Consider the following 24,902-nt stretch of genomic DNA (forward strand, 5'->3'; position numbering starts at 1 on the left):
CTACCAGAAAGTTATATGACGAAAGCGGACAGGTGCATTACTGCATTGATGAAACGCTGCGCCGCAGATTGGAAACCAAGCTGATTACAAAAATATTGGCTTTTGAAGTTGCATAGCATCCGGTCAGAAAATTCCCTTTCTATTCATTGATTGGAAATGCTGCAGCGTTGTACCTTGACAACTGAATATTGATTTGCATACAGGACGTGAGGATATGTCGAGCCACTAGGTAGGTTCGCAAAGATGTGCCTGCTCTTTTTAGAGTGAACGTGAAGAAGTGTTGAAACATTACATTGAAGCAAAGGTATGGAGCGAGAAAAATCTGACAAAATGTGTGGCAGTAACACAGGGCGATGAAGCATATCTGTAATAATGATACTTCCGGATTGTAAAGAGATTTGCAGTCCGGTCAATTTGAATGACGGTGCAAGACCGATGTGGGCAGAGTAATGACCTGCCACCTGTATTGCATTTTTATCTGCCGATGAGAGCCTGCAATGGTGTGTGGGTTGTCATTGGCAGATAAGGTGCATAATAAGTGAAAGGAGTTTATGGTGAACAAAGAAAAAAGAAATATAAAGCAAAAGAATGATATGGAGCGAATTATTGCGTTAGCACTTGTTAAAAGCCTATATAATCAGGGAAAAATATCTGAGTTTGTTTTTAGAAATATCAGAAGTGACACAGAGAAGAAAGTTTCGCTTGAAAATAGGGACTATCTATGTTAATATAAAAACGTAGAAACAATGTAGGAAAAATAAAAGAGGAGAATACGATGAAGGAGAGATTAGTTGCAATATATGCACGAGTGTCTACTGAGCATGAAGCACAAATATCAGCTTTGGAAAACCAAGTGCAGTATTACGATAATTTATTCCAATATCATCCTGAATGGAAATTATACAAGAGATACATTGATGAAGGTATTACTGGAACATCCGTTAATAAAAGACAGAGTTTCCTCGAAATGATGGAAGATGCTAAAAATGGAGCATTTGATCTCATTGTTACCAGAGAGGTTTCTCGTTTTGCCAGAAATACTGTTGATACGTTACAACAGACAAGAACGTTGAAAAAATATGGTGTAGAAGTATATTTTACTGAAGACAATATTTGGACAATGAATGATGAGGATGGCGAGCTTCGATTGACTATTATGGCAACACTTGCTCAGAACGAGAGTAAAAAAACATCAGTTCGAGTAAAGGCGGGGCAGAAGATTTCCTTCCAAAATGGTGTTATATATGGAAATGGAAATATTTTGGGGTATGATAAAGTAGGAAAAGATTTTATCATTAACGAAGAGCAAGCCAAAACTGTTCGCATGATTTATGATATGTATTTAGATGGTATGGGAATGCGAAAAATTCAATTCGCACTCGAAGCGGCAGGGAGAAAGACTTCAACTGGATTGACACATTGGTATTCATCTTATATAAGTAGGATATTGAATAATCCATTTTATTGTGGAATTATATTATATAGGAAAGAATACGTTCCGGATTATCTGGAGCAAAAGAAGGTTAAGAATTGGGGAGAAGTAGAGCAAATTGCAGTAGAAGGTTCACATGAGCCTATTGTCACTAAAGAAGAATTTGAAAAAGTAAGAAAAATGCTTGATTCTAAATCATTTTCTGTTAATAATAGAGGACGCAGGGGAAAGCATAAAGCCAATGATGTTTGGTGCAGAAAGTTGAAATGCTATTGTGGAGCATCTATGAATAGGCGGGTTTGGCGCAGAGTAAATGGCATTCCACAGTATTGTTATCAATGCTATTCACAGGTGAGAACTGGAAGTATTGCCACTCGAAAAAAGAAAGGACTTGATTTACAAGGTATCTGTGATACACCGATGGTTCCGGGATGGAAATTGGGGGCAATGGCAGATATAATCTTTCAGAAGTTTTGGCAAGACAGAAATGGAATTATAGAAATCGCAAATGAAATGCTGGAAGAACACTTTAAAGATGATAGGGATATTGATTTTCAAAGTGAGATAGAAGAAACGCAGCGAAAGATTGCGATTATAGATAAGAAATTCGATAATCTGGTTGATATGAGAATGGCAGGGGAAATCGACAAAGCAAAATTCGACGAGAAGAAAAAGAGCTTGTTTGAGGAAAAAGAAAAGTGGCAGAAAATGCTACAGTCATATCAGATAGACGAAGAAGTTTCGGATGAAGAATATGATCAACGCTTACAGGTATTAAAGTATGGGTTGGAACAGAATTTTAATTTCTCAACACATAGCATACCTGAAGAAGTGATAGATGCTTTTGTAAAGGAAATAATCGTATATCCAGACTGTTTTGTATGGAAATTGAATATAGTCGATGATGACTTGAAATTACAGGTCGAGGGTCGAAAAAATGATCCAACAGTTAGCCTGATCGAGAGTCCTACAACTGGCAATGGCAGCACAGGCAGCTATCAACAATAAATAATAATTGTTTCAATCGAATCGTTCGTAAAGAATGAGGCCATATGAGCAAGAAAATTTACCTGATGAAATTCTCTTGCTCATTTAAGAGGGGCGGGATTCGCAAGAATCCTGCTCCTTTTTATTTGCAAAATACAAGAAAAGGTGAAATGTCACCTGACAGGCGACCAATTCAGTTCAGAATTTGTAAGTAATCAAAAAGATTTTATGTTTAAAATATGATAGTTGTGACTTGATATAAATTTTCTCTATATCAAACAGCCTGAAATAGGTATTAGCGGATGATAACGTGCTCGTGCTATACTGTGGTCAGAAAAACAGCAAATAAAATAAAAATAATTTGCAAAGACAAAAGAAAGACCGTAACAGGATAAGGAGAGGAATTAGACCATGAGTAAAGCACAGGCACCATATCGTTATGACATTGTTGGAAGCTTTCTGCGCAAGCAGGAGCTCAAGAAAGCGAGAGAGGAGTATGCTTCTGGAGCACTGTCGGCAGAGGGACTTGAGGCAGTGGAGGATAGTTGTATCCGTTCTCTGGTTGAGAGCGAGAAGACAGTTGGCCTGAAGGCAGTGACCGATGGTGAGTACAGACGGACATTCTGGCATCTCGATTTTCTCTGGGGTCTTCAGGGTGTGAAGAAAGTGGCAGTTGAGCATTTCTCGATTGCGTTTCAGGGACATCAGCCAAAGAGCCAGACGTTGAAGATCGTCGATAAGATTGATTTTCCGGAGGATCATCCATTTTTAAGACATTTTCGGTTTTTGCAGTCAATCGCAGGAGATGTGACGGTTAAGCAGTGTATTCCGTCTCCGTCGATGCTTCATCTGATCTGCTGTGTTCGTGAGGAAAATTATCAGCCGATCGAGAGATACAAGGATGAGGAAGTTCTGCTTAACGACATTGCACTGGCTTATCAGAAAGCAATTCGTGCATTTTACAATGCAGGCTGTCGCTATTTACAGCTGGACGATACCTCATGGGGGGAGTTCTGTTCGACAGAGAAGCGTAAGGCTTATGCGGAACGCGGAATCGATGTGGATGAGGTTGCAAAGAAGTATGTAAAGATGATCAATAAAGCTCTGGAAGCAAAACCGGATGATATGGTGATTACGATGCATATCTGTCGTGGAAATTTCCGCTCAACCTGGTTTACCTCCGGCGGATATGAGCCGGTAGCAGAGACGCTGTTTGGCGGATGTAACGTAGATGGATTTTTCTTAGAGTATGACAGTGAGCGTGCAGGAAGTTTTGAGCCACTGCGTTTTATCAAGGATCAGAAGGTAGTACTGGGTCTGATCACATCAAAGAGTCCGGAGCTGGAAGATAAGGATGCAATTATTGCAAGAATCCACGAGGCAGAGAAGTATGTGCCGTTGAATCAGCTCTCCCTCAGTCCGCAGTGTGGTTTTGCATCTACCGAGGAGGGAAACATCCTCACTGAGGAGGAGCAGTGGGCGAAGCTGGCACTCGTCAAGGAGATTGCAGAGGAAGTCTGGGGATAAAAATTTCACAATAAGATTTAAGATTTATAAGAACTGCCGGTAGAATTTTGCCGGCAGTTCTTGTCGTTTTTGATATATTGCGGATGTGCTGATAAGCATGACATAATAGCACAATGATATTTTCGCTGATTTATTATGAGATCGTCTTTCTTACCGCATTATCATAGAACCTAAAGTGATCAGGGCGGTGGCGGGACTGGGTATACTCAAACATCACACCGTCGCCATTGTAAGTCTGACTGCTGATGACGGCCATGCAGTTGTAATCAGCAACATTCATGTTCAAATATTTCTCGTCGATCTCTGTCATCTTTTCCACCGTCATGATTCGCTTGCTGTTTACAATGTTCATGTGCAGGGTCTGTTCCAAATAGCGATAAATGGAGTCCTCCGCGATTTCTTTTGTGAGACCGGAAACAGCCCTTTTCAGAAAATAGTTGTGGTTTAAAATCAGAGGGACATCGTCGAGATAGTGGATTCGTTGGATGTAGTAGACTTCTGCGCCGACCGGAAATCCGGTCATTCGGGATTGTCTCTCATTGATTTCAATTTCCGTGAACAGAATTACTTTTGTGGAGGCGCGGCTACCGTTTCGCTCGGCAGATTCCTTGAAACTTTCAATCTCTCCGATTGTGAATGCGGTCTGATCGACTGGCTGGTAAATGTTTCGCACGCCTTTTCCCTGCATCGTCTGTACATAGCCGTCGCTCACAAGCACACTGACTGCCCGTCGCAGAGTATTTCGGGAACAGTTGTAATTTTGAATCAGCGTGTTTTCAGAAGGTAAAAGCTCCTGATACGCGAAGACACCGTCCTCAATTTTCTGTTTCAAGTCTTTGTAAATTGTCTCATAAATCGTTTTTGGCATTTCTAGTCGTCGTCTCCTCCAGTCAAGTTTTGGGTGATTCTTTTTTATTCTCTGGCTTCATTTCTATTTATCTTTTTTTCGTTTTTTAATAGATACCCTAATTATAGAAATCTGGTATAAAAAAGTCAAATGCTTGTTCAAACAAATTTCCAAAATGCCATTGACATGTTTAAACAAGTGCGATATAACAAAAACAAGAAACATGTTTAAACAAGTTTGAAAAAAGAAAGGCAACAACGATGAGGACAGCAGATATGGGAAATGTGATCCATACAGGAGAATTCTCAAAGAGAGATTCATAAAAATGTGAACCAACGCAGAACAAACAGGAAAGAAAATGGAGGGAAAGAAGCAAAATGGGGAAGTATGCAGATGACGCGCGAGAGCTTCTGCGTCTCGTGGGAGGAAGAGAGAACATCGGTGCAGTATCGCACTGTATGACAAGAATGCGATTTGCTCTGGTCAATCCGGAGAAAGCCGATATTTCAGCGATTGAGGCGATGAAAGTCGTCAAGGGCAGTTTTACGCAGGCAGGTCAGTTTCAGGTTATCATCGGAAACACGGTCACGGATTTCTACAATGATTTTATCAAGGAAGCGGGCATTGAGGGCGTGTCGAAGGATGCTGTCAAGGAGATGGCGAAGAACAACCAGAACGTGCTTCAGCGTGTGATTGCGTCTCTGGCGGAGATTTTTGCACCGCTGATTCCGGCAATCATCACCGGCGGTCTGATTCTGGGATTTCGCAACTGTATCGACAGTCTGTATCTGTTTGAGAATGGAACAAAAACGCTGTGCGGCATCAGCCAGTTCTGGAGCGGAATCGACAGCTTTCTGTGGCTGATCGGTGAGGCGGTCTTCCATATGTTGCCTGTCGGCATCTGTTGGTCGGTGACAAAGAAAATGGGAACGACTCAGATGCTCGGAATTGTTCTCGGACTGACTCTTGTTTCCGGTCAGCTTCTGAATGCATATTCCGTTGCAGGAACCGCAGTTGCAGATATTCCGAAGTGGAATTTTGGCGCTTTTCAGATCAATATGATCGGTTATCAGGGTCAGGTGCTTCCGGCAATTCTGGCAGCTTTCACATTGGTTTATCTGGAGCGGTTTTTTAGGAAGATCACTCCGCAGGTAATTTCTATGATTGTCGTTCCGTTTTGCAGTCTGCTTCTCTCTGTGATGGCAGCGCATTTTGTACTTGGACCGATCGGCTGGAAGATCGGTGGCGGAATCTCTGCGATTGTCTTTGCAGGAATCAGTGGAACATTTAAGGTAGTATTTGGAGCAATTTTCGGTGTGGTTTATGCACCGCTTGTCATCACCGGACTTCATCATATGTCCAATGCGATTGATTTACAGCTGATTGCAGACTACGGCGGAACAATGCTGTGGCCGATGATTGCCCTGTCCAACATTGCTCAGGGTTCAGCTGTTCTTGGAATGATCTGGCTTCAGAGAAAGAATTCTCAGGCTCAGGAAGTAAATATTCCGGCATGCATTTCCTGCTACCTCGGTGTGACGGAGCCGGCAATCTTCGGTGTTAACTTAAAGAAAGGATTTCCGTTTGTCTGTGGAATGATCGGTTCCGGTATTGCAGGCGTGATCTGCGTGTCGACAGGTACAACCGCAAATGCAATCGGTGTCGGTGGAATCCCGGGAATCCTCTCGATTCAGCCTCAGTACATGCTCTCATTTGCATTCTGCATGGCAGTTGCAGTTGTAGTTCCGTTTCTTCTGACCACGATTGTTGGAAAGAAAAAGCTGAGTGCAGAAGAGATGAGTGACACAGCAGAAAAAGAGAGTATGACAGCACTGGTAGCAGAAGCTGAGACAGGAAATGTCGCAGAAAATAAGAAAGAAGTAAAAGTAGAAAATAAGACGAACGTAGAAGCTGAGACAAAAAATGAGACGGCAACAGACAGCGATCTGACTGCATTCTTATCCGGAAAAGCAATTACGCTTGCAGAGGTGAATGATGGCGTCTTTTCCGCCGGAGTTCTTGGAGATGGAATGGCGATCATTCCGGAAAATGAAACCCTGTATGCACCGGCAGATGCAGAGATTGCAATGCTGATGGCAGATTCCCGTCATGCCTGCGGACTCAAACTGGAAAACGGAATGGAGATCATTCTTCATGTCGGAATTGATACCGTGGACATGAACGGAGACGGTTTCGAGTATCTCGTTGAGCAGGGACAGAAAGTCAAATCAGGTACCCCGTTGCTTCATTTTGACAGAGAGAAGATCAAAAAAGCAGGACACAGAGATGTGACGGTCTGTGTGGTGACCGGCATGGGAAATGCACAAAAAATCGATTTCCACACAGGAATGGATGTGACAGCGAAAAAGACAAAGATTGCAAGTGTTTGCTGAGGTGTGAATTTTTAAATGTGCCCGGTAAAAGATAAGCAGTGAAATATGCCCGCTAAACGATAACCAGTGAAATATGATCGATAAAATATGATCAGTAAGAAAAATAGTGCAGGAGGAAATGGGCGATGACGGATTTTAGCAATAAAGTAGTTTACCAGATTTATCCGAAGTCATTTCGGGATACGAATGGAGATGGAATCGGAGATATTCCGGGTGTAATAGAAAAGTTGGATTACTTGCAGGATCTCGGTGTGGATTATCTGTGGCTGACTCCGTTTTTTGTCTCCCCGCAGAGAGACAATGGCTATGACGTTGCAGATTATCGAAAGATCAATCCGATGTTTGGAACAATGGAGGATGTGGAAAATCTGATTTCCGAGGCTAAAAAACGCGGAATCGGTCTGATGCTCGACATGGTTTTCAACCACACTTCAACGGAACATGAGTGGTTTCAGAAAGCTCTCGCCGGTGATGAAAAATCCCAGAACTACTATATTTTCAAGGAAGGAACTGCGGATCAGTGTCCGACAAACTGGCAGTCAAAGTTTGGCGGAACTGCATGGGAATATGTGCCGAAGCTCGGAAAATGGTATCTGCATCTCTACGATGTGACGCAGGCAGACTTAAACTGGGACAATCCGGATGTCCGGGAGGAGCTGAAAGAGATCCTGCGTTTCTGGAAGAAGAAGGGAATCCATGCGTTCCGCTTTGATGTCATTAATCTTGTCTCTAAGCCGGAAAAGATGGTGGACGATTTTGAGGGAGACGGAAGACGGTTTTACAGCGATGGTCCGCACATCCATGAGTATCTCAAGGAGATGGTCAGAGATACCGGAATCGAGGATTTTGTGACAGTTGGAGAGATGTCCTCGACCTCAGTCGAGCATTGCATCCGTTATTCCTCCCCGAAGGAGAAAGAACTCTCGATGTGCTTCAATTTCCATCACCTGAAAGTGGATTACAAGAATGGGGATAAATGGGCGTTGATGGAGCCGGATTACAGAGCGTTAAAAGCGCTCTTTAAAGAGTGGCAGATGAAGATGCAGGCGGGAGATGGCTGGAATTCACTCTTCTGGTGTAACCACGATCAGCCTCGCATTGTGAGCAGAATGGGCGATGAGACGACATACTGGAAGGAGTCCGCAAAGATGCTTGCGGGCATGATCCATCTGATGCGCGGTACTCCGTACATCTATCAGGGTGAGGAGATCGGTATGCTGAATGCGCATTATCCGTCGATCGATCGGTACCGCGATGTGGAGAGCTTAAACTACTACCAGATTCTGCTCAATCAGGGAAAGAGCGAGAAGGAGGCACTTGAGATCCTCTCAGCGAGATCCCGCGACAACAGCAGAACGCCGATGCAGTGGAATGACGAGAAGTATTGCGGATTTTCCACAGCAGAGCCGTGGCTTCCGGTGTCCGATGCGTTCAAAAAAGGGATCACTGTTTCCGCACAGAAGGACGATGAGGACTCGATTCTGGCATTCTACAAGAAGCTCATTTCCCTGAGAAAAGAATATCCGGTGATCGCAAAGGGCGAGATTGAATTTTTAGAGACGGAATCCGACAAGATCGTGGCATACTGCAGAAGCCTTGGTTCCGACCGGCTGACAGTATTTTGCAATCTCGGCAGAAAGGAGCAGACGGTTCCATTCGATGAGACGTGCAGGAATGGTCAGGTTCTGCTTGAAAATTATAAAGATCAGAAGGAGCAGAATTTTGCAGGACAGGAATCCTACACGCTGAGACCATATGAAATTCTTGTAATCGAGAGCAAGGCAGATGGAAATCCTGGAAAATAAAGAGAGCAGGAAGATTGATCTGACAGGCATTTATTATCACCGCCTTAAGTGGGTCGATGATTTTAAACAGGTGGATGATCAGATTCTCAAGTTTGAGCCGACGACGAGTGGTCCCGGCTCGAATTTTCACGGCAATATTTTGTTTCGAATTATAATGAGAAAAAACTTGCAAATCTTTTTGAAATTTTGTATAATACCATACAAATAGGGAGCTCAAATGGATGGGCTGAGAGTAGACTTAATTAGTCTTGACCTGGAACCTGATTTGGATAATGCCAACGTAGGGAAATACATGTCGCGAAGAATGGACTTGTGTGCCGTTGCTCTCTGTTTTGTGTGAACTGGGGGCACCACTTTTCACAGAGGATACAGGCGCCGGATGACACTAAGATTGTGTCGTCCGGCGCCTTTTTGCGTTGTTTCGTACGGTGTTAAAAGAGAAAAGAGGAGAGTGCGCAGATGGTAAAAATCAATGGAGAAGAGAAGACGATTGCCGGAAAAAATCTGCTCGAATGCTTAAAAGAGGCAGGATTTGAGCCAGAGCGAGTTGTTGTGGAGCGCAATTTTGAGATCATTCCGAAAGATCAATTAGGAAATGTGACGATTCAGGATGAAGATGAGATTGAAGTTTTGAGATTTGTCGGAGGAGGCTGATCGGGGAGAAAAGAGAAGAAAGAGAGAGAAGAGAAGTGAGAAAAGGAGAAGAAATTAAAAAGAGAATGCAGGAGTCTATTTCCAAAGAGGAGCTGGATCGTGCATTTGATGCGAGATTCCCGAAAGAAATGCAGGTAAAACTTCACAATGCGAAAGTTGCGATTGCCGGTCTTGGCGGTCTTGGTTCTAATATTGCGGTTATGCTTGCGAGAAGTGGAGTCGGGAAACTTTTTCTCGTGGATTTTGATGTGGTGGATGTTACAAATCTGAACCGCCAGATGTATTTGATTCCGCAGTTGGGAAAGCCGAAAGCGGAGGCATTGTCGGAGATCCTGTATCAGATTAATCCCTATGCAACATATGAATCTGTCTGTATAAAAGTTACACCTGAGAATGTGAAGGAGCTGTTTGCGGAGTATCCGATTGTGTGTGAGGCATTTGACCGCCCAGATCAGAAAGCAATGCTGGTTCAGGAGCTTCTGACTCAGTGTCCAGAAACGATTGTTGTGTCGGGAAATGGAATGGCAGGATATGAAGATGCGAATGAGATCCGGACAAGACAGATGATGAGACGGTTGTATGTGTGCGGAGACCAGAGCACGGATGTTGGAGCGGGGATTGGGTTGATTGCTCCGAGAGTGAGTGTCTGCGCAGGGCATGAGGCAAATAAAGTGCTGCAGTTGATTATGCAGGGAGCATGCGAGTGAGAAAAGTAAAGAAAGCGTGAAGCGAGAGTGAAACAGAGCGCGATCTCAGAGCCAGATGACAGATCGATAAAAATAAGGACAGAAAGATAAAAGATGCAGAGCAAGAAAAAACATACCAAAGCATACAGAGCAGGATAAAAACGGGAAACAGAGAACAGAACAGGAACAAAAAAGGAACAAAAAGGGATAAAAAAAGAAAAGGAGAGAGAAAACGATGGAAGATAAGTTTGTGTTGGGTGGAAAAGAGTTTAAGAGCCGTTTTATTTTGGGATCAGGAAAATATAATCTGAATTTGATTAAATCTGCGGTGGAACAGGGAGGAGCAGAGATCATCACGCTTGCGCTTCGCCGTGCCAATACGCAGGAGAGTGAGAATATTCTTGATTTCATTCCGGAGGGAGTAACCTTGCTTCCAAATACATCCGGAGCGAGAAATGCGGAGGAGGCTGTCCGAATTGCGCGCCTGAGCAGGGCGATGGGATGTGGAAATTTTGTGAAAGTTGAAATCATGCGCGATGCAAAATATTTATTCCCGGACAACTACGAGACGATCAAGGCGACGGAGATTCTGGCGAAAGAGGGATTTGTCGTTCTTCCGTACATGAATCCGGATTTGAATGTCGCGAGAGATCTTCAGAATGCCGGAGCCGGAGCCGTTATGCCGTTGGCAGCTCCGATCGGAAGTAACAAGGGACTCGCGACAAAAGCGATGATTCAGGTATTGATCGATGAGATTGATCTGCCGATTATCGTTGATGCGGGAATTGGCAAACCGTCTCAGGCGTGTGAGGCGATGGAGATGGGTGCAAGTGCAATTATGGCAAATACCGCAATTGCGACAGCGGGGGATGTCCCGGCGATGGCAGAAGCCTTCAAGCTGGCGATTGAGGCAGGAAGAAAGGCTTATCTGACTGGAATGGGACGCGTGCTTGCAAGAGGAGGAAGTGCTTCCGATCCGTTGACGGGATTTTTGCGCTAGGATGAAGTCGCAGAAAAAGAGAAAACGGAAAAGAGAAAACGGAAAAAGAGGAAGCAGAGAAAGAGGAATCAGCAAATGAACGAAGAAAATCAGGTATATTTTGTAGACAGTGACAAGCTCCCGCCAGCTGCTCTTGAGAGGAAGCACCGGCTGGAGCAGGATCCGTCGTTCCGCACGAACCATATGGAATATATGGAGGGAATGCAGATCATTGAGTCTGACATCAAGGATAAAGTGCTCAAGGCGATGGATGAATTTGATTATAATGCGTACACAGCCAGCGATGTGGAGCGGGCACTCTCCCATGAGTCGTGCACGATTGAGGATTTCAAAGCACTTTTGTCTCCGGCAGGCGCACCGTATCTCGAGCAGATGGCGAGAAAGGCAGAGGAGATCACGAAGAATCATTTCGGAAATACAGTCTATATTTTTACCCCGCTCTATATCGCAAACTATTGCCAAAACTACTGTATTTACTGCGGGTTTAACTGCTATAACAACATTCGACGCAAAAAACTGACCTTTGAGGAGATCGAGCACGAGATGCAGGTGATCGCCAAGACCGGAATGGAAGAGATTCTGATACTGACCGGTGAGAGCCGGGCATATTCGGATGTAAAATACATCGGGGAAGCTGTGAAGATTGCGAGAAAGTATTTTAAAAACATCGGCATTGAGATTTATCCAGTCAATGTGGACGAGTACAAATATCTCCATGAGTGCGGAGTGGACTATGTGACCGTCTTCCAGGAGACTTACAACACAGATAAGTATGAGACGCTTCACCTGATGGGGCATAAACGCGTCTGGCCATACCGTTTCGACTCACAGGAGCGCGCTCTGCTCGGAGGCATGAGAGGAGCGGGATTTTCGGCGCTCTTAGGACTCGATGATTTCCGGAAAGATGCGTTGGCGACCGCGCTCCACGTCTACTATATCAACCGCAAATACCCGCATGCAGAGCTTTCCTTGAGCTGTCCGCGCCTGCGCCCGATCGTGAACAATGAAAAGATCAATCCGCGCGACGTCGGTGAAAAAGAACTCTGTCAGGTTCTGTGCGCGTACCGCATCTTTCTGCCGTTTGCCGGAATCACGGTCTCGAGTCGTGAGAGTGTTTCGTTCCGAAACGGAATCACAAAAATCTGTGCGACGAAAGTATCGGCAGGCGTTTCCACCGGAATCGGCGACCATGAGGAGAAGTACGAGGGCAAGGAGGACGCGGATGTCGGAGATGAGCAGTTTGAGATCAACGATAACCGCTCCTTTAAGACGATGTATGAGGATATGGAGCAGGGCGGATTACAGCCGGTCCTCAACGATTATATTTATGTGTAAATAAAAAATATCACTGCGCTTCTCCATTCTACGTTCAAGTGATGCTCGCGGAGACTTGAACTCCATAAATCAAAAACTTTTATAAATCAAAAACTTTTATAAATCAAAAACCTCCAACTAACTTCCTGCTGTTGAGATAGAGACTTGACAGGCAAGTTGGCTGGAGGTTTTTCTTATGTATTTAATTTATTTAATCGTTAATCCTTCGCTAGGTTCTGACTTCAATAGCTTTTTCCAAATTATTTTCCCAGTTTCCAGATATCCTTGTTGTACTCGGCGATTGTGCGGTCGCTGGAGAAGAAGCCTGCCATTGCGATATTTACAAGGCATCTGCGTCTCCACTCCGTTGGATTCAGCGCATAGTTGGCGAGTGCCTGACCCTTGCGGACAACGTAAGCATTGAAGTCCGGCAGAGTCTGGAACCAGTCTTTGCTGATCAGCTCGTGCTGGAGACGATTTAAGTTCTCCTCGTGACCGACAGAGAGCATTTCCTTGGAGGTTAAAAAATCGATTGCACGGCGCAGGTTCGGATCGCCCTCATACCACTCGGAAGCCTTGTAGTCACCGAGCTCGTAGCGATGGATGACCTGATTGGAGGTCTGACCGAAGATGTAGATGTTGTCGTTTCCGACTCTCTGGCTGATCTCGACATTAGCTCCGTCCATCGTGCCGAGGGTCAGAGCGCCGTTCAGCATGAACTTCATGTTTCCGGTTCCGGAAGCCTCCTTGGAAGCAAGGCTGATCTGTTCGGAAAGGTCACATGCCGGAATCAGTTTCTCGGCAGCGGTTACGTTGTAGTTCTCCACAAAGACAACCTGAAGCCACGGAGAAACCTCCGGATCGTTTGCGATGACCTCAGACAGTGCAAGCAGGGCATGAATGATGTCCTTTGCGATGATGTAGGCCGGTGCTGCCTTTGCGCCAAAAATGCTTACAAGCGGAACAGGCGGGAGATGACCTGCCTTGATCTCGCAGTACTGGTGAATCAGGTAGAGGAGATTCAACTGCTGGCGCTTGTACTCGTGCAGACGCTTGGACTGAATGTCAAACATGGCTTCCGGATTTACGGTCACGCCCTGAGTGCGAAGAAGCCAGTCAGCAAGAGCCTTCTTTGCGGTGGACTTGATCTCAGTGAGCTTATTCAGTACATTCTCATCGTCCGCATAGGTCAGCAGTTTCTCAAGCTCATCGGCATTCTTGCGGAAACCGGAACCGATCAGACTCTCAAGTTCCTCTGCAAGAGCGGGGTTACACTCTAAGAGCCAACGGCGGAACGTGATGCCGTTCGTCTTGTTGTTAAATTTCTCCGGATAGAGCTCATAGAATCCGTGAAGCTCAGACTCCTCAAGGATCTCGGTGTGCAGAGCAGCAACGCCGTTTGTGGAGTGGGTGAAATGGATATCCATATGAGCCATATGAACGCGGTCATCCTTATCAATGATCGCAAGACTCTTGTCTTTCGTGCGCTTGCCAGCAAGCTCGTCGAGCTTTTCGATGATCGGCATCAGCTGAGGAACAACCTTGTCGAGGTAAGCGCGTGGCCATTTCTCAAGTGCCTCTGCAAGAATCGTGTGGTTCGTGTAAGCGCAGGTCGCAGTCACGATCTCAACCGCCTCCTCAAACTTGATTCCGTGCTCTCCGAGGAGACGAATCAGTTCCGGGATCACCATGCTCGGATGCGTATCGTTGATCTGGATTGCCGCATAGTCAGCGAGGTCGTGGTAATTGCATCCGCGTGCAACGCACTCTGCGAGAACGAGCTGAGCACCTGCGCTGACCATCATGTACTGCTGGTAAACTCGCAGGAGACGTCCTGCCTCGTCGGAATCATCCGGATAGAGGAAGAGCGTCAGGTTCTTTGCAATCGCGGTCTTGTCAAAGGAAATGCCCTCCTCGACGATACTCTCGTCAATCGTGTCAAGGTCAAACAGGTTCAATGTGTTCGTGCGTCCCTCGTAACCGGTGACAGCCAGCTTGTAAAGGCGGGCAGTGTAGGATTTTCCGGCAAGTTTTACCGGATAGGTGATGTCAGTCTTCTCAGCCCAGGAGTGCTCGGTCAGCCACGGGTCCGGCAGTTCATTCTGTAAATTATCCTTAAACTGCTGATGGAAGAGACCGAAGTGATAACGCAGACCGATTCCGTCGCCCGGAAGATTCAGGGTTGCAAGGGAATCGAGGAAACAAGCTGCGAGACGGCCAAGACCACCGTTTCCAAGAGATGGCTCCGGCTCAACTTCCTCGATTTCACTCAAGGATTTTCCGGCATCTGCGAGGGCAGTGCGAACCTCATCATAGAGACCGAGGTTGATCAGGTTGTTGGACAGCAGTTTTCCAATCAGGAACTCTGCACTGATGTAGTAGAGCTTGCGTCCGGTTACCGGAGTCGATTTCTTTTTGCTGTTTTCGCGGACAACATCGAGGAGAGCGAGATAGATCTCCTGGTTCGTGCAGTCGGCAAGTGATTTTCCTGTAAGTTTCTGTAACGTTTCTGTCATATTCATAAAAAGAACCTCCATTCAGGGTTTCCATTAGATTTTAAATTGTTTGCATGTTTCTGATTTCTGTTTTGGCATAAAATTTGGTGTAAGAAGAGTTCTCTTGTTTCTTACAGCATTGATTATATCGCACAAAACAAGCATAATTCTTGCTTAAAATGGCTAAAAAATGGTACAATACGATCATAAAAGAAAGATGTCAGCATAGCTGACCAAAATTATGTGCCAAGTCTTTGCGAGTGTCGACTTGAGAAACAATGATAAACACAAGGAGATACAGTCGAAGGTGAGAAAACGTGGGAAAATGCAAACACACATATAATAAATACGCATATCAGAAAAACAGTGGGGAGGAAGAATCATATGACGCTTATGACAAAGGAAATGGAACACCAGCAAAATTTACAGGAAATCAAACAGCACGGTGCGGTGTGGTTTCCATTCAATATTTATCCGTGTACCATTCCGAAGGATTTTCCACAGGTCGCCCTGCACTGGCAGGAGAGCATGGAGATTGTCTTTGTGAAGAAGGGGCAGGGCGTGGTGCAGGCGGGATCGGAAGCCTACCATGCACAGGCTGGTGATATTTATATATTTGCGCCGGGGGTTTTGCATGCATTGCGACAGGAAAAAAATGAGACGATGGAGTACGAAAATATCATTTTTGATCTGGAACTGCTCGGCGGTGCAGGGGATGTGTGCGCGGAGCGCTATCTGATGCCCCTCCAGAGCGGGCGATTTCCGCTTCCGGTCTTTTTGAAGGAGGGAATGGACGGATATGAGCAGGCAAAGGGTTGTCTCTGTGAGGCGGAGGAGGCGAACCGCACAAAAGAGATGGGATATGAGCTTCTGATCAAGGGGGCACTGTTTCGTTTCCTTGGAATCCTTGTGCTTCATGGCGGGCAGATTGCGATTGCGGACACGCCGGATACCAGACGCTTGAAGCAGGTGCTTCAGCTGGTTGCAGAGCGTTTTGGCGGAGCGTTGCACATCGAGGAGGTCGCAGAGCTTTGTGGTTACAGCAAGAGCCATTTTATGAGATGGTTTCGGAAAATGACGGGTCAGAGTTTTGTCACTTATCTAAACGAACAACGCCTGAGTGCCTCCGCATCCATGCTCCGTTCGGAAGATTGCACGCAGACGATTCTCGCAATTGCCGGAAAATGTGGGTTTGAAAATCTGTCCTACTTTAACCGGATGTTTAAGCGCAGATATGGGATGACACCGAGAGAATACCGTGGAAAAATTTTAAATACGAAGAATGTGTAAAAGTTATTTATTGTACACCGGATGTTTAAGCGAGGAAAGAAATGTTCTAAATGTTCTAAACGCTAAACAGTAATGTGTAGAATCGGTGAAAATGTCGCTTAGAAGGTGACCTATTAAAATTTTGAATGTGATACAATATTTTTCAGTGAAGAGAAAACAGAAACAGGGAGTTTACGATAGATGGATGTACTGGATGAGTGGATATGCGGATTGACGGAATATTTGACGGAAAACAATCAGCCGATCGATACAGGCAATTTTAAGAATAAATGGCTGAATTTTTTTCAGAAAAAGGTGAAAAGACCGCAACTGGAAGAGTTCATAAAAGTGGAAAGATCTGATTCGCCGGAGATTACAAAGCGTGCAGATTACACGAGAAAAGATGTGAAAAACCTTGAGGATCTGATTCAGGAACTCGGGGAAACCTTTCATGAGATGCTGTTTCGCAAGATCGACGAGAGTGGAATGTCGGACGCAGAGGTTTATAAGAAGGCAAATCTCGATCGAAAGCATTTTTCAAAAATTAGAAATAATCCGGCATATCATCCGCGGAAGGGGACGATTCTTGCGCTTGCAATCGCGCTGGAACTGGATTTGGAAGAAACGGTGGAATTTCTTGGAAAAGCGGAATATGCGCTTTCACCGGGAAATAAAGGCGATCTGATTGTCCGATATTTTATTGATCAGGGAGTGTATGACATCAATGTGATTAATTATGCGTTGGATTACTTCGAACAGCCGATGCTTGGAAGTTAAAGGAAGATCGAAGAGAGGGGGATCGAATGATGAAAGAGAGAGTAAGGCGGTAGCTGGCAGAAAGATGACAAGAAACGATGACAGAGCAGAAAAATGGGAACAGAAAATGATGATGGCTGAAGTGATGTGAGAGGAGAAAAGTAGCGATGAAGGAGACGTATATCACAGATCGGGAATTTCAGAATTTGATGGAGGATCTGACCCAGAAACTCGAAAATGGAGAGATTGGTCAGGCAAAAGAAGATTTGCAGAAAGCCTTGGAGGACGTAAAGGAGAGAAAGTCGTATATTGATCGAACATACCTGTCGCAGTTGAAAGACCAGAAGCGTCGTACCAGGATTTCAGAGATCACAACGATGCTGAACAATATGAACAACGAGCAGGTCGAAAATGTCTATGTCTATGCGGTGAATGAGTATGATGAGCCGAATCATGAGGCGGTTGCGCTGGACGCAATTATTCGCCTGAGCAGAGAGCGCGGAAAGAACGAATAGAATCAGAGCGCGCAGTAGAGTGAATAGAGAGAGTCATAGAGCGAATGGCGGTCAGAACGTTTTGTGTATTTGAGTTTATTTATATGTTATATGTTTTAAAAATTGAGACGGAATTGTGGTGCAGAGAAGGATGATACGAAAGAATAACAGAATCAGGATGGTGCTGGAACGCATAAAAAAGCAAACTGCGGTCAGAGAAAATAGAAATTTGCTTGAAGAAGAGCAAAAAAACACTGTACAGAAAAATGGACTGCGGGAAGAAGCAGAATTTCATGACGGAGGAGAAAAATATGCCCTGCTTGTGTCGGTTGGAAATTATCAGAAACAGAATCTGGTAGATCTGGTAACGTGGAAATCGGATCTGGATCTGATTCAACGTGGACTGACACAGGGATTAAAGCTCAAAGAGGAGAATCTTCGTGCGCTGGGATCGGAAGGATGTGTGTCCGTGCGGGAGCTGGCGCTTGCGATCCAGAATTTTGCAAAGATGCTCAAGAAAGAGGATACGTTTTTCTTTTATTTTTCCGGTCATGGGCGCAACGGAGAGCTGACATTCAGCGATATGGGGCTTGCGCTTCCAAGTATTCTGGCTTTTATCGGAGAGCTTCCGTGCAAAAATAAGATTGTGATTCTGGATTGCTGTTATTCCGGTGATTTTCAGACAGAAGGTACACGAGGAATGTCATTGGAGGACAGCGCGGAATCCTTTGCGGGGCATGGAATGGCGATTCTGGCATCCTCCTCCGCGAATGAGGTGTCGCGACTCGATGAGAGTGGACAATACAGTCTTTATACGGGAATTGTAAATATGGCGATGCTCTCAAGGCGAAATGTTCGTCAGGGGCGTATTTCCCTTCATGCGATTCAGCAGAACATTCAGGAACTCATGGAGATCTGGAACAACCATTATCCGGAACACAGACAGCAACCGATCTTTCGCAGCAATATCGGCGGAACGATTTATTTTGAAGTAGAACCGTGGCATCCACAGAAACCGCAGGAAATAAATGGGATACATAGAGAAAATGAATTTTATACGATCTGTTCCACAAAACCATTGGATACGGCAAAACTCAAGCGACTCAGCGTTTTTGTGATTGCAAAAAGAACTTCAGATGGTTCAAGTGACTCACAAGATTTAAAAGACTCAAGCAAGATTTCTCAGTTGACCAAGAGGATTGTGGAGGAAATCTGTGGGACGGGGCATTATGATGCGATCTGGTGCTATTTTGGTCACGATGAGGGCGACATCATTCATCATCTTTACTATGCACACAGCGTCTGGGCAAGAAATGATGAGTTACAGAAAATGTATTTTCGGGCTTCCAAAGATTCTTTCGTACAGGACGGAATTTGTGTGGTGGAGAATACCTCCTACCGAATGCTTCGCAGAATGAGGGAAGAGAACCAGGCGGGTTCAGCGCAGAGTGCGGAGCGTGATTCGGAACATTCTGGAAACTTAGAAGAGAAAGCACCGGGAAAATTATCAGGGGCAAACTTATCGGAAGAAGAATATGTGCTGGAAACGAAAAAGATTCTCGTAGAAGTCGTTTCCCTCGCAGAAAAATTCCTGGTCAGTTTTCAGGAAGTCGCAAACCATACGATTTCCGCAGAAGAAGTGAAAGTCCATTACCAGGAGTGGAGCCGTCGAGTGAAGACTCTTTATCTTCGACTTTCAGATGGAGCAATCCCACCGGATCACTTGTATGCGTGGACGGAGCAGGTTGTGGACGTGGCAGGCTGTGTGACCGATCTGGCAATTCTTCTGGAAGAACAAAATCGGAGTAACCAGAATGGGTTTGATGAGAGAGGAAGCTGGCTGATGAATCATGCAGTGAAGCAGTATTATGAGGGGCTGGAGAAGTTGAAGGAGGTGGAGAAAAAGTTATGATTGATTTTTAGATAAAGAGTAAACGGAATATTTTTATTGAAAAGAGAATGGAAATTTAGATAACGTGTGGATGAGTTATGAAAAAAATATTTGGAGGTAAATGAGATGTTTTGTCCAAAATGTGGTTCAAGTGTGGAAGAGGGAGCAGAGATTTGTCCGAAGTGCGGATTAGATTTCTCTACTATAAAGCAGGATCAGAGTGCAAGTGTAGTGATATCTACTGCTGCCACCGAGAATCGTTCTGATTCAAGAGACGGAAAGAATGTAGAAGTATCAGAAGAAAAATTAGATAAAGTATCTGGAAAATGGATTGTAAGATGTACTTATTTTGGATTGGCAGTAGCGGTCTTTATTATGTTTTTTGTGGCAGCGGGAAATATTGCTTCCGGTGGAACCGAGATTATGAAGATTCAATCGGTTGGTGGAAAAACGCTTGAGGAAGCCTATTATTATGAATTGGGGGCAGTTTATGCAGGATATGCAATGATTGCTCGTGCATTTGGTGTATTTTGTGCTTCTGTTTTAGTTTGGCTTGGTATGAAAAATTAAGCGAAAAAATTTATTTATAATAAGTAAATGATAAGTGGATGAGTGGATAAATCAGGGGGGATTTTTGATGAAAATATGCCCGAAGTGTAAGAGGACATATCAGGATGAGTATCAGTTTTGCACGGTGTGTGGCTGTAATCTTGAAAATAAAAAAACGCATAAGTGGCATAATAAAAGAAATATGCTTATTGGAATGGTAGTGGTGAGCATTGCAATAGTTTGTACAGGTTTTACGATTTCAGAACAGAAAAAAATAAGCGATACGAGGAAAATGGTTGAAAATCGTAAGAATGAGAAAGTATTAGAAGAGTATAGAAATACGCCGACGAAATCAGATTTAAAGGTAAATAATGATTGGACAACGGAAAAAAGTGGTAGCTATATTTATATTAAGGGAAGTGTAACAAATGTAAGTCGCTCTAAGACGATTCGTTATTTTGAAGTTGAAGCAAAGTTTTGTGACAATTCTGGAAATGTTATAGATTCCGATTGGACAAATGACAGCGAAGAGCTTGAGCCGGGAGAAACTCGAAAATTTGAAATTATGCATAAATATAGCAGGGATGAAAAAGATATTCGCTTATCTGTGAAAGAAGTAAAATAAAAAAGAAAGCAGGGGGATAAAAATGTTTTGTGGAAAGTGTGGAGCAAATATACCAGATGGATATGAATTCTGCATGAAGTGTGGTACAAAAATTGACATGAATCAGGATAACACAGAGATCGAACATACTATAAATGATAATGATAAAGAAATAAGAAAGAAAAAGATACATAAAAAAGGAATTCTTTTAATTTTGGGGATTTTGATTGCTGTGTTATTAGCAGGAGCGGGAGTTGCATATACAAAGATAGCATCTGTAAGAAATGGATATTTTGCAAATATTGCGTGGGCAACAGATATCGATACGGTAAAAGAAAAAGTTGATAAGGCATATAACTGTGATTCGATCATATCGGATGATAGAGATTGTGTCATGGCTGAGATAGAGGACTATAAGGAAATGAAAGGAGTCACTGCATTGACAGGACTTTATTGTAAAGACAAGGAATGTCTCAATGAGGTTACTGTCGTGTTTTTGATAGATGATGATAGTGATTATACAGAGAGCGATGTGGTAGAAAAAGTTACGAAAGAATACAACAAATTGTATGGAGAATGTGATAAAAACGAAAAATTAGATTTTCATTCGTATACTTGGAAGACGAAAAATAGTTATATAGAATTATCGCGGATTGAAGAACTGATGGTTTTATTACAGTTTAAGCAACTTGATGACACAAATAGCGATTGACGGTGTTTTTAAATGAGCATATAATTGTCGTATGAATTGCAAAAATGTACATAAAGTTTGCAAAATGTTCAAGTTAAAGGGGCAAAGATCATATGACAAATCCTACTCTTGATTATTATAACAAATATGCAGTTGAATTTAGTAAAGATACTTTTGATGTAAAATTTACTGAGACGCAGGACTTGTTTTTATCGTTGCTGAAACCGGATTCATATATTTTGGATTTTGGGTGTGGTTCCGGGCGGGATACCCGATATTTCTTACAACAGGGATATCGGGTTGAAGCTATAGACGGGTCGAAAAGCCTTTGCGAGATTGCACAGAAAAATACAGGGATTCCGATTCGCCAGATGTTGTTTCAGGATTTAAGAGAGATCGACGAGTATGACGGAATCTGGGCATGTTCGTCGATTCTTCATTTGGCTAAGAGCGAATTGTTGACAGTCATGAAAAGGATGGTTCAAGCATTAAAGGAAAATGGAATCATTTATACCTCGTTTAAATATGGGGATTTTGAGGGAGAGCGAAACGGACGATATTTTACAGATTTTACAGAAAAAAGTTTTACCGAATTTTTAGAAAAATTAAAAATCTTCAATGAGAATACGAAAAACACAGAAGACAAGGTGTCGGAGATTATAATAGAAAAAATCTGGATAACAGAAGATGTGCGACCTGGACGAGGAGATGAAAAATGGCTGAATTTGATTTTGAGAAAGATCTAGGTGAACAGGAAGATAGTATAAATATTCAGACTGTAAAGACGGTGAGTGCGATTACTGGTGGATACAATAAAAATCATTTCTTAGTGTATCAGCTGGAAAATAGTATGAAAAATGCACTTCAGATAGATATGATTGTGTCATTTATGATGGAATCTGGCATTCGCATGCTGTTATCTGATTTTGAAAGTGCTCTGGATCGGGGCGCAAAAATTCGTATTTTAACTGGAAATTATCTTGGAATTACACAGCCATCGGCACTCTATTTGATTAAAGATAAGCTGGGGGATCGGGTGGATCTAAGGTTCTTTAATGAGAGAAGACGTTCTTTTCATCCAAAATCTTATTTTTTTCATTACAAAGATTATAGTGAAATGTATATTGGTTCATCAAATCTTTCCAGAAGTGCATTGACTTCTGAAATTGAGTGGAATTATCGATTCAGCAGTGAGAGTGATCCTGAAAACTATCGACAGTTCTTTAATGAATTTGAAGATTTATTTGAGAATCATTCGATTCTTGTTGATGAAGAGGAATTGAAACGGTATTCAAAAGAATGGCATAAACCGGCGGTAATGAAAGATCTGGAACGGTTTGAGAAAAAATATAGAGAATATACGAAAGGACAAAGAGATCAAGAAGATCAGGAAACGAAAGAAGAAAAAGATGAGAATATAGAGTATGCAGAAAAGTCGGAGGGAGTGGAATTCGGGCTTTTTGAATATAAAACAGAGCAGGAACGTAAAAAACAAGAGCAGATTCCGCAGTCAATTGTGTATGAACCGAGAGGGGCACAGATAGAAGCACTCTATGCGTTGCAGAAAAGTCGTGCTGAAGGCGCGAGACGAGCACTTGTGCAGGCAGCAACAGGAATCGGAAAGACCTATCTCGCTGCTTTTGATGCCCAAAATTACAAGAACGTTTTGTTCGTCGCACATCGAGAGGAAATTTTGAAACAGGCAGCGGAATCCTTCAAAAATGTGAGAAAATCGGATGACTATGGATTTTTTAATGCGAAGGAAAAATGCAATGATAAGAGTATGATTTTTGCATCCGTAGCATCATTGGGAAAAGAGGAATTCTTGAATGAATCTGTTTTTCCAAGAGATTATTTTGAGTATATCGTGATTGATGAGTGCCATCATGCAGTAAATGATTCCTACCAGAGGATTGTAAATTATTTTCAGCCTAAATTCCTTCTCGGTTTGACGGCAACGCCAGAGCGAATGGACGGCAGAAGTATTTATGAGATTTGTGATTATAATGTTCCGTATGAAATTTCGTTGCGTGAGGCAATCAACAAAGGCATGCTGGTTCCGTTTCACTATTATGGAATTTATGATGAGACGGATTATTCCAATATCCCTTCAAAAGGTGGAGTTTATGAGAAAGTAGAATTGAATCATGCATATATCGGAAATGCCCGTAGATATGATTTGATTTATAAATATTACTGCAAATATGGTTCGAGACAGGCACTTGGATTTTGCAGTTCAAAAGAACACGCGGAGGATATGGCGAAGGAGTTTTCAAAGCGCGGAATTCCATCTGTTGCAGTGTATAGCAATTCAAATGGTGACTTTTCCTGTGACAGAAAAGAAGCAATTCAGAAATTAAAAACAGGGGAAATTAAGGTAATCTTTTCTGTGGACATGTTTAATGAGGGCGTTGATATTACTGGTGTAGACATGGTAATGTTTCTTCGTCCGACAGAATCACCGATTGTGTTTTTTCAACAGCTTGGACGAGGACTTCGACTTGATGAGGGAAAAGAATACCTGAATGTGCTGGATTTTATCGGAAACTATGAAAAAGCCGGACGAATCCGATTTTTACTGAATGGAAGAAATGGAAAAGAATGTGTGGAGAACACAGGCATAGGTCTTGGTGGATCTCAGGAGAGCCAATATCCAGATGGCTGTCTTGTTGATTTTGATATGCGTTTAATTGATCTTTTTCAGGAAATGGATAAGAAAGCACTCAAAGGAAGAGATCTTGTTTTAAAAGAGTTCTGGCGAGTACAGGAACTTCTTCAAAGACGCCCGACGAGAATGGATCTGTTTACTTACATGGATGAGGATGTATATAACTGGTGTACAGGCAATTCAAACGGGAATATCTTTAAGCACTACTTAAAGTTTCTGAATGATTATAATCTTTTGAGTGAAGAAGAACGGCTGATTTTTGATGGAGAAGGCGGAGAATTCCTGAATCTGATTGAGACAACAAATATGTCAAAAGTATATAAAATGCCGGTATTGATGTCGTTTTATGCTTCTGGAAAGATGAAAATGGCTGTCACAGAACAAGAAATTTTACAGACATGGAAAAACTTTTTTGATAAAGGATTGAATTGGAAAGATCTCGGAACATGCATTGATTATGCGACGTACAAGAAGATTTCGGATAAAGAACATTTGAAAAATATCCTAAAAAACCCAGTGCATTATTTATTGAGAAATGAGTATTTTGTGCAGAAGGAAGGATATGCGATTGCTTTAAGTGATGATTTGGAAGAAACAATTCAATTATCATTCTTTCTGGAACAGATGAGGGATATTGTTGAGTATCGAGAGATGGATTATTATCAGCGAAGATATTGGAAGAAACAGTAAAGGCAATAAGTGACTAAAAAATAAATAATTAATGATACATTGATTAAAAAATAAAGGAAGTGACCAAATGATCCCCACCAAATATTCCATCTTATATTTCAAAGAAAATTTCCTACAATACTGCGACCAGATCGGGCAGTTTTTGTCTGA

Annotated in this window: 20 protein-coding genes and 1 riboswitch; of the genes, 18 read left to right on the forward strand and 2 right to left on the reverse strand. The window is 43.1% G+C overall.

The window, feature by feature from the left end; genetic code table 11:
• The 3 genes from AC4EVX_RS10245 to AC4EVX_RS10255 form a co-directional block, all read left to right on the forward strand.
• The coding region (locus tag AC4EVX_RS10245; RefSeq protein WP_490160173.1) for a helix-turn-helix domain-containing protein at positions 1-116 on the forward strand (116 nt) is incomplete at its 5' end.
• Between the two features lie 659 nt (positions 117-775).
• Entirely contained in the window at positions 776-2,440 is a 1,665-nt protein-coding gene (locus tag AC4EVX_RS10250) for a recombinase family protein (protein ID WP_490160153.1), read from the forward strand.
• Positions 2,441-2,830: 390 nt separating this feature from the next.
• Complete coding sequence (locus tag AC4EVX_RS10255) at positions 2,831-3,946, forward strand: 5-methyltetrahydropteroyltriglutamate--homocysteine S-methyltransferase (RefSeq protein WP_490160154.1); 1,116 nt, start codon at positions 2,831-2,833, stop codon at positions 3,944-3,946.
• Positions 3,947-4,079: 133 nt separating this feature from the next.
• Here the strand turns inward: AC4EVX_RS10255 and AC4EVX_RS10260 are convergent, their stop codons facing one another.
• A complete protein-coding gene (locus AC4EVX_RS10260; protein ID WP_308451764.1) occupies positions 4,080-4,814 on the reverse strand; it encodes a UTRA domain-containing protein in 735 nt (244 codons plus the stop codon).
• A gap of 356 nt (positions 4,815-5,170) precedes the next feature.
• Between AC4EVX_RS10260 and treP the strand changes: the two genes are divergently transcribed.
• The 6 genes from treP to thiH all read left to right on the forward strand — a co-directional run bounded on the left by treP (position 5,171) and on the right by thiH (position 12,666).
• The gene (treP, locus tag AC4EVX_RS10265; protein ID WP_490160155.1) at positions 5,171-7,186 is read left to right on the forward strand and encodes a PTS system trehalose-specific EIIBC component; all 2,016 of its coding nucleotides are present in this window, start codon (positions 5,171-5,173) and stop codon (positions 7,184-7,186) included.
• Between the two features lie 125 nt (positions 7,187-7,311).
• Positions 7,312-8,991, forward strand: a complete 1,680-nt coding sequence (treC, locus tag AC4EVX_RS10270) for an alpha,alpha-phosphotrehalase (protein WP_490160156.1) — start codon at positions 7,312-7,314, stop codon at positions 8,989-8,991.
• Between the two features lie 195 nt (positions 8,992-9,186).
• Positions 9,187-9,295, forward strand: a riboswitch (TPP riboswitch).
• Positions 9,296-9,450: 155 nt separating this feature from the next.
• Entirely contained in the window at positions 9,451-9,645 is a 195-nt protein-coding gene (thiS, locus tag AC4EVX_RS10275; RefSeq protein WP_490160157.1) for a sulfur carrier protein ThiS, read from the forward strand.
• A 35-nt stretch (positions 9,646-9,680) separates the two neighbouring features.
• Positions 9,681-10,352, forward strand: a complete 672-nt coding sequence (gene thiF, locus AC4EVX_RS10280; protein ID WP_490160158.1) for a sulfur carrier protein ThiS adenylyltransferase ThiF — start codon at positions 9,681-9,683, stop codon at positions 10,350-10,352.
• Positions 10,353-10,566: 214 nt separating this feature from the next.
• Positions 10,567-11,331, forward strand: a complete 765-nt coding sequence (locus AC4EVX_RS10285; protein WP_308451769.1) for a thiazole synthase — start codon at positions 10,567-10,569, stop codon at positions 11,329-11,331.
• A gap of 75 nt (positions 11,332-11,406) precedes the next feature.
• A complete protein-coding gene (thiH, locus tag AC4EVX_RS10290; protein WP_490160159.1) occupies positions 11,407-12,666 on the forward strand; it encodes a 2-iminoacetate synthase ThiH in 1,260 nt (419 codons plus the stop codon).
• 239 nt (positions 12,667-12,905) lie between these two features.
• On the opposite strand, the gene glgP is transcribed toward thiH, so the two are convergent.
• Entirely contained in the window at positions 12,906-15,167 is a 2,262-nt protein-coding gene (glgP, locus tag AC4EVX_RS10295; protein ID WP_490160160.1) for a glycogen/starch/alpha-glucan family phosphorylase, read from the reverse strand.
• A 357-nt stretch (positions 15,168-15,524) separates the two neighbouring features.
• Here glgP and AC4EVX_RS10300 point away from each other — a divergent pair, with 357 nt between their 5' ends.
• From AC4EVX_RS10300 to AC4EVX_RS10340, 9 genes are all read left to right on the forward strand, one after another.
• Positions 15,525-16,430 (forward strand): AraC family transcriptional regulator, encoded by a 906-nt coding sequence (locus tag AC4EVX_RS10300; RefSeq protein WP_308451772.1) that lies wholly within the window; start codon positions 15,525-15,527, stop codon positions 16,428-16,430.
• A 180-nt stretch (positions 16,431-16,610) separates the two neighbouring features.
• Complete coding sequence (locus AC4EVX_RS10305; protein ID WP_490160161.1) at positions 16,611-17,186, forward strand: helix-turn-helix domain-containing protein; 576 nt, start codon at positions 16,611-16,613, stop codon at positions 17,184-17,186.
• Positions 17,187-17,332: 146 nt separating this feature from the next.
• Positions 17,333-17,680, forward strand: coding sequence for a hypothetical protein (locus AC4EVX_RS10310; protein ID WP_490160162.1), 348 nt, complete (start codon positions 17,333-17,335; stop codon positions 17,678-17,680).
• 208 nt (positions 17,681-17,888) lie between these two features.
• The gene (locus AC4EVX_RS10315) at positions 17,889-19,571 is read left to right on the forward strand and encodes a caspase family protein (protein ID WP_490160163.1); all 1,683 of its coding nucleotides are present in this window, start codon (positions 17,889-17,891) and stop codon (positions 19,569-19,571) included.
• Between the two features lie 105 nt (positions 19,572-19,676).
• On the forward strand, positions 19,677-20,120 hold the full coding sequence (locus tag AC4EVX_RS10320; protein WP_490160164.1) for a zinc ribbon domain-containing protein: 444 nt from the start codon (positions 19,677-19,679) through the stop codon (positions 20,118-20,120).
• A 67-nt stretch (positions 20,121-20,187) separates the two neighbouring features.
• A complete protein-coding gene (locus AC4EVX_RS10325) occupies positions 20,188-20,724 on the forward strand; it encodes an FxLYD domain-containing protein (protein WP_490160165.1) in 537 nt (178 codons plus the stop codon).
• A 22-nt stretch (positions 20,725-20,746) separates the two neighbouring features.
• Positions 20,747-21,415 carry a zinc ribbon domain-containing protein gene (locus tag AC4EVX_RS10330; RefSeq protein WP_490160166.1) on the forward strand — a complete coding sequence of 223 codons (669 nt, stop codon included), beginning with the start codon at positions 20,747-20,749 and terminating at the stop codon, positions 21,413-21,415.
• Between the two features lie 92 nt (positions 21,416-21,507).
• On the forward strand, positions 21,508-22,140 hold the full coding sequence (locus AC4EVX_RS10335; protein ID WP_490160167.1) for a class I SAM-dependent DNA methyltransferase: 633 nt from the start codon (positions 21,508-21,510) through the stop codon (positions 22,138-22,140).
• Positions 22,110-24,752, forward strand: a complete 2,643-nt coding sequence (locus AC4EVX_RS10340) for a DEAD/DEAH box helicase family protein (protein ID WP_490160168.1) — start codon at positions 22,110-22,112, stop codon at positions 24,750-24,752. Before AC4EVX_RS10335 ends, AC4EVX_RS10340 begins: the two co-directional genes overlap by 31 nt.
• The last annotated feature ends 150 nt before the right edge of the window (positions 24,753-24,902 follow it).

It is taken from the genome of Brotaphodocola sp. (assembly GCF_983179755.1).

Coding starts and splice junctions, on each gene's coding strand:
- AC4EVX_RS10250 (WP_490160153.1), top strand. CDS start 776: ATGAAGGAGAGATTAGTTGCAATATATGCACGAGTGTCTACTGAGCAT.
- AC4EVX_RS10255 (WP_490160154.1), top strand. CDS start 2,831: ATGAGTAAAGCACAGGCACCATATCGTTATGACATTGTTGGAAGCTTT.
- AC4EVX_RS10260 (WP_308451764.1), bottom strand. CDS start 4,814: ATGCCAAAAACGATTTATGAGACAATTTACAAAGACTTGAAACAGAAA.
- treP (WP_490160155.1), top strand. CDS start 5,171: ATGGGGAAGTATGCAGATGACGCGCGAGAGCTTCTGCGTCTCGTGGGA.
- treC (WP_490160156.1), top strand. CDS start 7,312: ATGACGGATTTTAGCAATAAAGTAGTTTACCAGATTTATCCGAAGTCA.
- thiS (WP_490160157.1), top strand. CDS start 9,451: ATGGTAAAAATCAATGGAGAAGAGAAGACGATTGCCGGAAAAAATCTG.
- AC4EVX_RS10285 (WP_308451769.1), top strand. CDS start 10,567: ATGGAAGATAAGTTTGTGTTGGGTGGAAAAGAGTTTAAGAGCCGTTTT.
- thiH (WP_490160159.1), top strand. CDS start 11,407: ATGAACGAAGAAAATCAGGTATATTTTGTAGACAGTGACAAGCTCCCG.
- glgP (WP_490160160.1), bottom strand. CDS start 15,167: ATGAATATGACAGAAACGTTACAGAAACTTACAGGAAAATCACTTGCC.
- AC4EVX_RS10300 (WP_308451772.1), top strand. CDS start 15,525: ATGACGCTTATGACAAAGGAAATGGAACACCAGCAAAATTTACAGGAA.
- AC4EVX_RS10305 (WP_490160161.1), top strand. CDS start 16,611: ATGGATGTACTGGATGAGTGGATATGCGGATTGACGGAATATTTGACG.
- AC4EVX_RS10310 (WP_490160162.1), top strand. CDS start 17,333: ATGAAGGAGACGTATATCACAGATCGGGAATTTCAGAATTTGATGGAG.
- AC4EVX_RS10320 (WP_490160164.1), top strand. CDS start 19,677: ATGTTTTGTCCAAAATGTGGTTCAAGTGTGGAAGAGGGAGCAGAGATT.
- AC4EVX_RS10325 (WP_490160165.1), top strand. CDS start 20,188: ATGAAAATATGCCCGAAGTGTAAGAGGACATATCAGGATGAGTATCAG.
- AC4EVX_RS10330 (WP_490160166.1), top strand. CDS start 20,747: ATGTTTTGTGGAAAGTGTGGAGCAAATATACCAGATGGATATGAATTC.
- AC4EVX_RS10335 (WP_490160167.1), top strand. CDS start 21,508: ATGACAAATCCTACTCTTGATTATTATAACAAATATGCAGTTGAATTT.
- AC4EVX_RS10340 (WP_490160168.1), top strand. CDS start 22,110: ATGGCTGAATTTGATTTTGAGAAAGATCTAGGTGAACAGGAAGATAGT.